General features: G+C 52.6%; 8 protein-coding genes and 2 tRNA genes. 1 reads left to right on the top strand and 9 read right to left on the bottom strand.

Features of this window, described 5'->3' with window-relative positions:
* Positions 1–348 precede the first annotated feature (348 nt).
* From METMA_RS0123185 to METMA_RS0123215, 6 genes are all read right to left on the bottom strand, one after another.
* A complete protein-coding gene (locus tag METMA_RS0123185; protein ID WP_020161517.1) occupies positions 349–1,815 on the bottom strand; it encodes an ATP-binding protein in 1,467 nt (488 codons plus the stop codon).
* A gap of 485 nt (positions 1,816–2,300) precedes the next feature.
* Positions 2,301–2,441: a hypothetical protein gene (locus METMA_RS27640; RefSeq protein WP_198014733.1), complete on the bottom strand. Its 141-nt coding sequence runs from the start codon at positions 2,439–2,441 to the stop codon at positions 2,301–2,303.
* Between the two features lie 144 nt (positions 2,442–2,585).
* Entirely contained in the window at positions 2,586–3,710 is a 1,125-nt protein-coding gene (locus METMA_RS26760; protein WP_156830607.1) for a restriction endonuclease subunit S, read from the bottom strand.
* Positions 3,711–3,772: 62 nt separating this feature from the next.
* Entirely contained in the window at positions 3,773–5,284 is a 1,512-nt protein-coding gene (locus METMA_RS0123205; RefSeq protein WP_020161522.1) for a type I restriction-modification system subunit M, read from the bottom strand.
* A 255-nt stretch (positions 5,285–5,539) separates the two neighbouring features.
* The gene (locus METMA_RS0123210; RefSeq protein WP_027147563.1) at positions 5,540–8,908 is read right to left on the bottom strand and encodes a type I restriction endonuclease subunit R; all 3,369 of its coding nucleotides are present in this window, start codon (positions 8,906–8,908) and stop codon (positions 5,540–5,542) included.
* Positions 8,909–8,951: 43 nt separating this feature from the next.
* Entirely contained in the window at positions 8,952–10,466 is a 1,515-nt protein-coding gene (locus tag METMA_RS0123215) for a sigma-54 interaction domain-containing protein (RefSeq protein WP_156830609.1), read from the bottom strand.
* Positions 10,467–10,770: 304 nt separating this feature from the next.
* Between METMA_RS0123215 and METMA_RS0123220 the strand changes: the two genes are divergently transcribed.
* Entirely contained in the window at positions 10,771–11,721 is a 951-nt protein-coding gene (locus tag METMA_RS0123220; protein WP_020161525.1) for a GGDEF domain-containing response regulator, read from the top strand.
* Position 11,722: 1 nt separating this feature from the next.
* Here the strand turns inward: METMA_RS0123220 and METMA_RS0123225 are convergent.
* The 3 genes from METMA_RS0123225 to ychF all read right to left on the bottom strand — a co-directional run bounded on the left by METMA_RS0123225 (position 11,723) and on the right by ychF (position 13,097).
* A tRNA-Met gene (locus METMA_RS0123225) sits at positions 11,723–11,799 on the bottom strand.
* Between the two features lie 76 nt (positions 11,800–11,875).
* A tRNA-Met gene (locus METMA_RS0123230) sits at positions 11,876–11,952 on the bottom strand.
* A gap of 53 nt (positions 11,953–12,005) precedes the next feature.
* A complete protein-coding gene (gene ychF / locus METMA_RS0123235) occupies positions 12,006–13,097 on the bottom strand; it encodes a redox-regulated ATPase YchF (protein ID WP_027147565.1) in 1,092 nt (363 codons plus the stop codon).
* Positions 13,098–13,103: the final 6 nt, after the last annotated feature.

Raw genomic sequence — 13,103 nt, forward strand, 5'->3', positions numbered from 1 at the left:
GGACACGTAGGTCCGCCCCTACAATGCATCCGCACGATACAGGCAGCCCCTTTGATTTGTATGAGCCGCATCGCGAATTACTGAAACCAAGCGGGACGGGGTTTGTAACCCCGTCCCTAACGTTTCTTCGATGTCTGTGCTTAGTGGCCGCATTCAACCAGTGCCAAACATTTCGGACGGGGCAACATGCCCCGTCCGGCTCGAGGTTCAAATTTGTGTAATAACGCCACTTCCAGTCAAGCAACGGTCAAGCAAATATTTTTCTAAATTCTTTATAATTATCAAATAATTATATATATCTATCTGTTTCATGAACGCATCTCAGTCAAGCAACAATCAAGCAAATTGTTAAGCCCAGAATGGGATATACCGCATGGCTTTGGTTCCGGCATCAGGATCATAAGGGCGAATAATTGCAGCCTCTACGGCTTGTTTAATAATCCGACTGACCATAGCGCTGTTTTTCACTTCAACACCTAAACGCTCCCTGAGTGAAGTGTTATTCATCGGCTCACGGTTAACATATTTGAGGCAACAATGCTGATAACAAGCGCGGATACGATCTTCTTTGTCCATATCTTTAAATTCTTTATGACCAAAAAGTACCGCACGGGTATGTTCCTGAGTGACTTCAAAAGCGGGTGCGGGAAGCTGGTAAACCTCAGTCTGGAAAACGACTTTGTCGATGCCGCTACCACGCTCTTCGCAGATGCCGATACGACGCAGAAACGACGCCAGACCTTCATTCCGGCTGCGAGGCGGACTGTCAAGGAAACGTTGCGTATCCACCAGCGGGATGCCTGGGTTAGTAATTTCCATGCGATCAGAAAATATCTCGATCATTGGGCCGGTGCCTGAAAGCGTAAAGTCCTGATGAATAATCGCATTCGCGACCAATTCGCGAATGGCAAGCTCGGGAAACATCGGAACCGATTTGCGTAACGCCTGACCAATTACCTCGTTTTCTGGCAGTAAATTGTTTATAAAACCAATTAATCTTTCAAAGCCCGAGGCATAACCCTTATTGCCACCAATCTCGCGGATAGTTTCAACACGGCTGCTGCCTTTATACAAAATCACGCGCACTGCTTTGCGTGCCAAATGAGGAAAATCGTTTAATTGTTTGGCAAACAATACTGCGCCTAAATTGGAAATATGCCAATGTCCGTTATCAGTTTTAACGATCAAACGGTCAGCCTCTAAGGCATCTAAAATTCCTGTGCGATTATCCGGTAAAGGTAAATTGGTCAAATCAAAATAACTCGGGTAATCCAGCCGCTTTAAAACCTGCTCGCTGTTTTGGTTTTCCGCCGCTCTTTGCTGTTCAAACGGCACCCGGTCAAACGTACGCCACAGTTCACGCTCCTTGGCAGAATGGTCTCGAAGCTTTTTCTTATAGGAACCGATGCGTATATACTCAGTCCCGTCAAACTGCACGGGCGTATGGTTCGCTGCGGCGATTTCCAGAATAACAAATGGTTTATCCTCTATTTCAAATTCCAGAAATTGGAAATGAATTTTCGGTGTAACCTTTTGCAACAGCCAGTTTTCCAGTTCCTGCTGTTTATGACGAGCTGTTGAAGGCTTGAAGTTTGTGCCCAGAAGCGCGTGATCTTCATCGGCTATGCCCCAAACGATATAGGCTGACTGTTTGCCTAGCAAAGCCGCCGAATTAGCGAGTGCGGAAATATATTCGCCGATCATCTGTGGATCGTCATTACTATGCTTGAACTCGACCCATTCGGTTTCTTTGGGTAGTTTGCACAGTTCGCGTAGCAGGCTGGATAAATGTTCTTGGCTTTGTGGCACGGACATTACAGTTCACCGGCGAAGGTTTTTTGGCTCTATTTCATAATAGGCTTGCATGGTTTTTTCCTGGTTACGATGGTTAATTCGCGGGTTCACTGCGAAGGATTTTAAAGACGATGATTAGTTTTTTTCAACCACAGAGTGCACAGAGGATTCATTTTTCTCCAAACCTCTGTGTCCTCTGTGCTCTCTGTGGTTTTAGTGGTTTTATTCCTTATTCAGATACTCGACTACAACCCGTAACGCGTAGGGCGGTTTCGCGCAGCAAACCGCCATTTCAAGCAGGCCGGTAACATTGCGGAACATGACGGTTTCAAGGCTCCGTTTGTTGGTGGATTGCCAAGGCAAATCCACCCTACGATTCATCCGCCATACGGCCATGCGAAGGATTTTAAAGACGATGATTAGTTTTTTTCAACCACAGAGTGCACAGAGGATTCATTTTTCTCCAAACCTCTGTGTCCTCTGTGCTCTCTGTGGTTTTAGTGGTTTTATTCCTTATTCAGATACTCGACTACAACCCGTAACGCGTAGGGTGGTTTCGCGCAGCAAACCGCCATTTCCAGCAGGCCGGTAACATTGCGGAACATGACGGCTTCAAGGCGCCGTTTGTTGGTGGATTGCCAAGGCAAATCCACCCTACGATTTATCCGCCATACGGCCATACGATTCACCCGCCATACGGCCATTAGTGGCCGCATTCAACCAGTGCCAAACATTTCGGACGGGGCAACATGCCCCGTCCGGCTCGGGGTTTTATTCCTTATTCAGCTCGACTAAAGTTCACCGGCGAAGGCTTTTTGGCTGAGTGATTCAAAAATATTAGATTTGTTATGAACAAGATATTTGCCAACTAACTTTTGAGTCTTATTGTTTATAAGCAGAAATTTATCAATCACTTCGGTATCAGGAATAAAACATTTCAATTGCCGAATATCTCCAAGGCTTAAAAATTTTTGAGTCCCCCCTCGTCCAAGAGAAGTAATTGCATGCTTCAGCAATGGACCATCCAAAAGCATCTTTACTATTTCGGGTGGTATTTTTGAATTGTTGGTTTTGATTAAAGCTACATTTTTAATTGCGAAGTTCGGTTCAAAATTGACTATAACTGGATTTCCAATTGTTCCAATCATTGGCATTAAAACATCACCAACATCCACCTTTGATCGTTTATTTATAGAATCATAGTCAGCTTGGGAAATATAATTGACATCTCTTAAATCCAACATACCATTTTTTATATTTTTTGATGTAATTAATGGATATCCTGTATGTAAATACTTTGGCGAATCATGTGTTCCATCTCTTACATCAAATATTTCTCCAAAGGTACTTATTTGCCACCCCTTCGGATTCGTCACCGGATCGCCGAACATATCCAGAAACACGGCGCGGAGGAATTGGTCGGCGAGCTGGATGGCTTGCTGGCGTTTGCGGCGCAGGCTGTCGGCTTTGTCGAGGATGGCGGCGATGCGTTTTTGTTCGGCTAGGGGTGGGAGGGGGATTTGTAAATCTCTAATATTACTCAAAGATACAAATTTTTGAGTTCCACCACGTGAATTGCTATTAAATTGCCGTTCAGCCAAGGGACTGTTTAAAAAATGATAAATATATCTATTAAATACTTTCTCATTGTTAAACTTAAACAACGCCACGTTTTTTATAGAAAAATCACAAGATTTTTCAACAATTACGGGATTACCTATAGTCCCAATCATTGCATATAAAATATCTCCATCATCAACTGCAGAACGTTTTGAAATAGCATCATGATCTTCTTTAGAAATTAAGTTACAAGTAGAAAAATCGATTTGCCCACTAACTAAGTTCTTGGAAGTAACTAATGGATAACCTTCAATAACATACTTTGGAGAATCATGTGTACCATCTCTGACATCCATGCAATCCTGAGCTTTATACCATTTCCAGCTATTTGGTATGGAATCGTTACATCCAAGCTTAATCAAAGCATCCCCTCCAACTCCTTCAACTCCCGCTGAATCTCATCCTCCAACGCCATCAACCGCTTCAGAATCTCCTTCGGCGGCTCATACTGCGCTTCCTCATGCACCACTTCCTTGTAGCGGTTGATCGACAGATCGTATTTGTTGGCGCGGATTTCGTCCGCCGGCACGGCGAAGCAGGCGGCCGTGCGGTCGCTTGAGCCGGCGCTTTCCCGCTGCCGCCATTGCTGCAATACGTCCGGCAGGTCGTTGGCGGCAACCGGGTTGCGCTTGTCGTCCAGCGAGTAGCCGTCGGCCTTGACGTCGTAAAACCAGACCTGCTCGGTCCGGCCGCCCTTGGTGAAGATCAGGATGCCCGTGGACACGCCCGCATAGGGCTTGAACACGCCGCTGGGCAGGCTGACGATACCTTCGAGCTGGTTGTCGTCGAGCAGGTGCCGGCGCAGCGTCTGGTGGGCCTTGGACGAGCCGAACAGCACGCCGTCCGGCACGATGGTGGCGCTGCGGCCGCCGAGTTTGAGCATCCGGAGAATATGGGCGATGAACAGCAGCTCGGTTTTCTTGGTTTTGACGATGCGCAGGATTTCCGGGTGGGTGCTGGTCTCGTCCAGGCTGCCCTTGAACGGCGGATTGGCGAGCACGACATCGAAATAATTCTGTTCCTGCCGCGGCCAGTGTTCGTTGATGTTCTTGTTCAGGCTGTCCTGATAATGGATGTTGGCGTGGCTGACGCCGTGCAGCAGCATGTTCATGCTGGACAGCCTGAGCATGGTGGTGTCGAAATCAAAGCCCCAGAACATGTTGCGCCGGATATGGTCGCGGTACGGCTCCAGCAGGTCGCCGACATAGACGTCATGGCCTTCTTCGTCCTGATACAGCGCCTCGGCCGAGGTATGGGTGCGATTCAGGTATTCCATGCCGCGCGCCAGGAAGCCGGCGGTGCCGCAGGCCGGATCGCAGAGGGTTTCGTCGGGCCTGAGGTCGATCATGGCGACCATCAGGTCGATGATGTGGCGCGGCGTGCGGAACTGGCCGTTGATGCCGGCGGTGGTCAGCTTGGACAGCAGGTATTCGTACAGGTCGCCCTTGGTGTCTCCGGCCGTCAGCGGCAGTTTTTCGATCATTTCCACGGCCGCGACCAGCAGGGATTCGCTTTTGATTTCCATGTCGGCGTCGCGCATGTATTCGCCGAAATCGGTATCGGCCAGCGTGACCTTGGCAAAATGCGGAAAGACGTTGGTTTTGACATGCTTGAGCATGTCTTTGCCGGCCAGATGGCGGAAGTTCTGCCAGCGCAGCAACTGCCCGTCCGGGTCTTCCGGAAACAGGCGTTTGAACGGCCTGTTGCTGCGCGCGGCCACGCGTTCGTTGTTGGTTTCCTGGATGTCGAGCAGGCGCGCGAACATCAGGAAGGAGATTTGTTCGATGACGGTCAAGGGGTTGGTAATGCCGCCGGTCCAGAATTTTTCCCAGAGTTGGTCGATTTGGTTGCGTAGTTGTCCGGTTATCATGAGTTCCTGATTTTTTATATGGTTGACACAGAGCGGGCAGAGATAAAAATATCTAATTTATGTCTCTGTGCAGCCTGTGGTTTTGTAATCTGAGTCGTGTTGATGGCGCTTTTTTTATGGTTCCCACGCTCCGGCGTGGGAACCCAGCCGTTGACGCTACGGCGTCACGCACCGCTGGAGCGGTGCCAGCGGCATTCCCACGCCGGAGCGTGGGAACGATGAAATGCGTGTCTGCGGCTGCGTAAATTCTGTCCATTATACATTCCGCTCCGTTTGCTGCTGCAGCATAAACGGCTTCAACAAGGCGAACAGTTCATCGGCCTGTTCGATTTTGAAGATGCCGTCGATGCCTTCCGAATGCAGGTTGGAAAACGGGGCGTCGTAAAGTTTCTCGACGGTGATGAAGCCGTTCTGCGCGATGTAGCTTTTCAGCAGGTTCAGGAACCGGACCTGCAAGGCGGTCAATTGCGCGTGCTGGTGCAGAAATGCGGTGAAGTTCTGCTCGACTTTTTCCGGGTCCAGGCCGATCAGCGCGCGGATGGCCAGATGCAGGTTGCCGGCCGTGTCCGGGAAGAATGCCTGCAAGGTCGCCAGATCGACGCCGGGGTTCTGGGTCAGCACCAGGGATGTCAGCTGCTGCAGTTCGGCATCGGTGACCGGCTGGCCTTTGTGGATTTGCTGCAGGGTGGTGCTGCTTTCCAGCAGGTCTTGCAGGATGACCTTGAGTTTGAATTTATAGGCGATAGCTTCGGTGCCGGTCAGATTGGGCTTGATGTCGACGCTGTAGATGCCGTCCCGCTGTTCGATCACGTCGATTTGCTTGACGCCCCCGCCCGGCTCGTTGATGCCCTGCTGGTATTTCATGAGTCCGCGCAGTTCCAGGCGCAGGTTTTCCAGGGCGTTGAAGTCGGCGCTGTCCCACCAGCCTTGCTTTTTTATGGCCTTGATGAGGTCGTCCTTGTCGCGCACGGCTTTGATGGTGATGGCGAGCCGGTCCACGCGGGCCAGCAGTTCCAGCTGCCGGTCCTGAAAACAGCTGGCTTTTTTGACGAAGCAGTCCTGCAGCTCGGCGGCCAGGCGGTCGAACTTGACGGCGTCGCTGTCGCTGAGCCGGCGGTTGCCCATCAGCGGCGCGATGGTTTTGCGCAGCAGCTGCCGGGTCGCCGGCGTGAACGCTTCCAGCACGCCGGGCTGCAGCAGCTGGTGGATGGTTTTGAGTTCGCTGCGGACCTGAACGCTGTTTTGCGGCAGATCGTTGATGTCCTGCCTGAGCAAGGCTATGGCGGTATCGAAGCCGTCCCGGTGGTTGTTGGCGACGGCGGTGTCGCACAGTTGCAGCCGGGCTTCGAACAGGTGCTGCAGCACCGATTTGCTCTCGCTGATTTCGGCTTCTTCGTATTCTTCTTCAAAATACTTGAAGTTGCTGTAGTGGTCGAAAATCAGGAATGCCTGCTTGTCCTTGCCGGGACCGAACAGGTTTTCGCACAGCCGGGTGCCGCGGCCGATCATCTGCCAGAATTTGACCCAGGATTTCACCGGCTTGGCGAACACCAGATTCACGACTTCCGGCACGTCGACGCCGGTGTCGAGCATGTCGACGGAGATGGCGATGCGGAAGTTGCTCTTGCCCTGCTTGAATTCGTCGATCAGCGCTTCCGCGAGCGGTATTTTGTTGTGGATGACCTTACAGACCGCATCGCCGTATTGCGGGTACAGTTCGGCGAAGGTTTCCTGCAGGGCCTCGGCATGCTTCTGGCTGCGGGCGAACAGGATGGTCTTGCCGACCAGCGAGCCGGTATCGTCCTTGATGCCGTTGGTCATCAGGTTTTGCAGGATCACGCGGTCGGTGTCCTTATTGAACACGGCCTTGCCGATGTCCTTGCCCTGGTAGTCGAAGGCTTCGGCCTCATCGTCCTGCTCCTGGAGCTGTTCGCGCTGGTCTTCGCTCAGGCTGGCCCATTTGATGCCTTCGCGCAGGAAGTGGGTGGTCAGGTCCTTGACCTTGAACGGCACCAGATAGGGCGGCACGTTGTTGATCGCCTGCTCCAGGCTGAACTGGAAGGTCGGGTCCTGGTTCTCGCATTCGAACAGCGCGTAGGTGTTGCGGCTGATGAATTTGACCGGCGTGGCGGTCAGGCCGATCTGCAGGGCGTCGAAGTAGATGAACAGGTCGCGGTATTTGTTGTAGATGGAGCGGTGCGATTCGTCGGCGATGATCAGGTCGAAAAAGCCGATGTCGAACTGCTCGAACCGGTTCATCATGGCCGGATAGGTGGACACGTAAACGCGGGCGTTGGCATCGACGGCTTTGGTTTCGCCGATGATGCAGCGCGGCTCGGAAGGCAGGTAGGTTTTGAAGGCGTCGGCGGCCTGCTTGCGCAGTTCGTTGCGGTCGCACAGGAACAGGATGCGCTTGGCCCAGCCGGTCCTGAGCAGCAGTTCCGCGAGCGCTATCGCCACGCGCGTCTTGCCGGTGCCGGTGGCCTGCACGAGCAGGGCTTTGCGGCGCTGGTTCTGAAAGCGTTCGGCGACGGCCTTGATGGCTTCTATCTGATACGGGCGGCCGGCGATGGCGGCGTCGGGGTTGAATTTTTCCGGTTCCGGCTGCCGGTGAAAGCGCTGGTACAGCAGGTATTGCAGGCTTTCCTTGCTGTAGAAGCCGTAAACGGTGCGCGCGCTGTTGTATTGCCTGTCGTCCCACAGGCCGATTTCGTAGCCGTTGGTGTAGAAAATGACCGGGCGCTGGCCATGGGTTTTTTCCAGTCCGTCGGCATAGATGCGGGCCTGCTCGCGGCCCAGGCTCAACTTCTCGGAGGCTTTCTTGGCCTCGATCACGGCCAGCGGCTTGCCGTCGTCGCCCCAGAGCACATAGTCGGCCTTGCCCAAGCCGCTGGCGGTCGGTTGATGTTGAACCTCCCATTCCAGGGTCACCTGGTTCCTGTTGCCGATGTCCCAGCCGGCTTTGGCCAGCAGCGCATCGATCATCAGTGCGCGGGTCTTGGCTTCGCTCCAGGCCAGCGCATCGCTGACCTGCCGGCTGCTGGCGGCCGAAGCCTGGCGCTCTTCGGCCGTGGCCTCCTGTAGTTTGGCGCCGGCCCGAAGCTGTTCGATTTCCTCCAACAAGCGTTCCAGTTCTTCGGTTTTTTGCTGGGCGATCTTTTTGTAATGCTGGCTGTCGCGTTGCAGCGCCGCCGTTTGTTTGTTGATATCGGGCGGCTCCTGAAAGGTCGGGATCTCGTCCCTGTCGACGGCGTAATAGCGCAAGGCCAGATAGGCCGTCACCTGTTGCGCGACGCCCAGGGCGATCATCGCCGTGCGCAAATCGCCGGATTCGCCGTGGGCCGGGCCATTGCCCTGGATGCGCAGGTAGTTGAGATTGGTTATCAGCGGTTTGCTGGCGACTTCCTGAAAGGCCGCATCGTTGATCAGGTCGATCAACTGCGGACGGTGCAGTTTCGGCAGGTGCTCCAGTTGATGAATGGTTTTGACGACCTGCTCGGCCAGCGTGCGCAGTTTCACCAGGCTGCTGCCGGGATCGACATACAGATGGTATTCGGCCAGGCCGCCCAGATCGGCCAGTTCGGGCCGGTGCGGCCTGATAAATTCGAAGTTCAGTGATTGCATGATGATTTTGTCCATGAGCTGCATTTAGCGAAAAGCGTGCCAATTACAGTTTTATATCGTATTTTTTTATCCAGTTGTTGAGCGTCTGGTAGTTGCTGAACTTGAGCAGTTCCGCAGCCCTGGTTTTGTTGTTGCCGGTCAGCTTGAGCGCACGGTGCAGATAGTGTTCGGCGACTTGGGAGATAACCGCCTGTAAATCAAAGCCTTCTTCGATGGGCTGATGCAGGATGGTTTCCGCCGCTGCGTCGGTCTGCCGCCTTTTCAGCAGCGCGTCCTGGATGTCCTGCTGGCCGATGATCTCCGCCTCGGACCAGAGTACGGCCCGGGTCAGGGTGTTGGCCAGTTCGCGTATATTACCAGGCCAGTCGTGATTGAGCAGAACGTTTCTTGCGGAAACAGAAAGTTTCTTATTGACCCAGGCCGGCTCCGCGACGCTCTCCTTGTTGATCCTGTCCAGCAAGGAATCGATCAGTAGATTCAGATCCCCGGCCCGGTCTTTCAGAGCGGGCAATTTGATGATGGCGACGGCCAGTCGGTAAAACAGGTCTTCCCGGAAGCGCCCCGCCGCCACGTCATCGATCAGTACGCGGTGAGTTGCCGCGATGATGCGCACGTTGAGTTTTACCGGTCTGCTGGCGCCGACCCTGACCACCTCGCCTTCCTGCAATACCCGCAGCAGCTTGACCTGCATGGCCAGCGGCAATTCGCCGATTTCATCGAGAAACAGCGTGCCGTTGTCGGCGGTTTCAAAATGGCCGTGTCTGCTGCCGGCCGCGCCGGTGAAAGCGCCTTTCTCGTGGCCGAAAAATTCGGACTCGACCAGTTCCGGCGAGATGGCGCCGCAATTGACGGCGATGAAAGGCTTGTCCCGCCTGGGGCTGGTGTTGTGAATGGCGCGCGCCAGCAGTTCCTTGCCGGTGCCGCTGTCGCCTTCGATCAGGACCGGCACGGATCGGGGCGCTACACGGTGGGCTTTGGCGACGACCCGCTTCATCACGTCGCTTTGATGGACGATCGCCGAGAACGCCGGCGCCTCATCCGGCAAACCGGCGCTCAGCCGGGCGATATCGGCATCGGCACGCTTGTAAAGATCGGGGATATACTCGGCCGAGAGCTCAAAGGGTACCGTGGCGGTTTTGACGCCGTTCTCTTTCGAGGATTCGATCAGTTCCGCGGCAAAGCGGGTTTTTGCCAGAATGATCCAGACGGCCGCCATTGCCGGCGTGCCGGGACTCAGATGAAATGTCAGTTTCGCATCCTGATACGCCGGAATGTTTTCAATGCAGTGCGATACCGCCTGGTAGATCTCGCCAAAATGCGTGGGGCTCGACAGTACAACGGGGTGGTACTGAATCGCGCTGCCGGTATGTTGCCCGAGCCAATCGATAAAGCCACGGGCTTCATTGTCGGGATAGCTGCTGAAAAGATAAATCTGATCGAAGGATCGCTGTAAGACAGCCTGCGCAATAGGCCCAATGCCCGCCGCCTCGATATTTTCGGCGGCATTGAGGTCGGTTTTCCCTATCCAGCTTAGCAATATGCGTTGAGATTCAGCCACCCCGTCCCTTGTATAAATATTTTTATGTTTTTATAAAGAATAGACTGTTTTTCAGGAAAGCAGGAAAAAATCTTACTTATTATTTAAACTTATAATTTTTAATATTATTATCAACAAGCTCCATATACCATTTAAACCCCATTTCCTTAACCCCTATGCACGCGGAATTTTGCCAACTGGCACACAATTAGCTATATACGCTAATGAAAAGGCAATATTTGGAAGAGCCTGGTGACCTATCCAGCAAAATGCAAAGGTCATTTGCCAGGAAGAAACTTTTGGTAATTTTTACTCGGAATATCAAATGCAAAATTCAAGGTACTGTGGGACGGACGCTAATTTCGATATCGACACAAAAATTGAGCGTATTTTAATCATTGACGATAGTTCAGTCAGCATCGATCTATTGCGGGCCTCATTGGAACCTGAGTTTAAGATCTTCACTGCGCTTAATGGACAATCAGGGTATGAGATTGCCAAATTTGAGCAACCGGATCTGATATTGCTTGATATCAATATCCCGGAATTCAACGGTTATCAAACCTGCAACCTTTTAAAAAGCGATCCTGATACGCAAGCCATCCCGATTATATTCATGACGGCCTTGATGACCGAGGAAAGCGAAGCCAGGTCTCTGATGCTGGGCGGCGCCGATACGATCAGCAAGAACACCAATGTCGAAATCATTAAGCTGAGAATAAAGAATCAGATTGAGCTTAAACGTTGCAAGGATCTGCTTGAACGTCTGTCAACAACGGATGAATTAACGGGCCTGGCCAACCGGCGCCGGCTTAATGAGTTTCTGTATCAGGAATGGCGGAACATGATGCGCGCGAAGAATTTTCTCAGCGTCGTATTAATCGATATCGATTATTTCAAGGACTATAACGACCATTATGGTCACATCCTTGGCGACTGCTGCTTAAAGCAAGTTGCCCAAGTGTTCCAGGAAACACTGTCCCGTCCGGTGGATTTTGTTGCGCGATACGGCGGTGAAGAATTCATTTGCGTGCTCCCCATGACTGCCCCGGCGGGGGCTGAAATCGTCGGTGAAAGATTGCGCAATGCGGTCATGCGGCAAAGGATACCGCATCAACGGTCCAGTATTGCCGATGTTGTGACGGTGAGTCTTGGCACCGCGACGGCAATTCCTGGCCCTGGCATCGATGCCGGCGGATTGATCGATTGTGCCGACAAGGCGCTATATCAATCAAAAAACAACGGCAGAAACCGGGTGACTTGCATCAGGATTTGAATGGTGGCGATGGGTGGGATCGAACCACCGACCTTGGGGTTATGAATCCCACGCTCTAACCGGCTGAGCTACATCGCCTTCGGACAGGTCTTTAGTTGCATAAGTCGATGACATCCCAAGGATGTTACGACAATAAAATTATCACCGAGGATAATGGTGGCGATGGGTGGGATCGAACCACCGACCTTGGGGTTATGAATCCCACGCTCTAACCGGCTGAGCTACATCGCCTTCGGACAGGTCTTTACAAAGAACGGGCATTTTAAATACCCGCTCAGGTTTTGTCAAACGTTGAATCTGAAATGGATCACATCGCCATCCTTAACAATGTAGTCCTTGCCTTCAAGACGCCATTTTCCGGCATCCTTGGCGCCCTGTTCGCCTTTATGGGCGATGAAGTCCTCGTAGGCAATCACTTCGGCGCGAATAAAGCCTCTTTCGAAATCCGAATGGATGACGCCGGCGGCCTGAGGCGCGGTCGCGCCCGTCGGAATGGTCCAGGCCCGGACTTCCTTTACGCCGGCGGTAAAATAGGTGGACAGATTCAGCAATGCGTAGCCGGCCCTGACGACACGGTTCAACCCCGGCTCTTCCAGACCCAGATCATCGAGGAATTCTTTCTTTTCGTCATCATCCAGCTGGGCGATTTCCGCCTCTATCGCGGCGCAAATCGGTACGACCACAGCTCCTTCCTTATCGGCAAACTCCCTGACCCTGTCCAGCAGGGGATTGTCCTCGAAGCCGTCATCCTGGACATTGGCGATGTACATGGTGGGCTTGATCGTCAGCAAGCACAAGTCTTTTATCAGCGCTTTTTCATCATCGCTTAATCCCATGGCCCGCACGGGCTCACCGGTGTCCAGATGCGTCGCGACTTTTTCCAGCACTTGTTTTTTCGCCTGTTCTTCCTTGTTGCCTGATTTGGCGGCTTTCGATACGCGCTGTAACGCCCGTTCTATCGTGGCCATATCAGCCAGCGCCAATTCCGTGTTAATGACTTCTATGTCTGAAACGGGATCGATCTTGCCGGCCACGTGGACGACGTTTTCATCATGAAAACAGCGCACAACATGAGCTATTGCGTCGGTTTCACGTATATTGCCCAGGAACTGGTTGCCCAAGCCCTCGCCTTTCGATGCGCCCGCAACCAGGCCCGCGATATCCACAAATTCGATGGTCGTAGGCAGCGTGCGCTCGGGTTTTACAATTTCCGCCAGCTTTTCCATTCTATTGTCGGGTACGGGAACAACGCCCACGTTAGGATCGATCGTACAGAATGGATAATTTTCGGCGGCGATCTTCGCCCGGGTTAATGCGTTAAACAGGGTTGATTTTCCAACATTGGGCAAACCAACGATTCCGCAATACAATGCCATAGGGTT

Source organism: Methylobacter marinus A45 (genome assembly GCF_000383855.1).
GTDB classification, from domain to species: Bacteria; Pseudomonadota; Gammaproteobacteria; order Methylococcales; family Methylomonadaceae; genus Methylobacter; species Methylobacter marinus.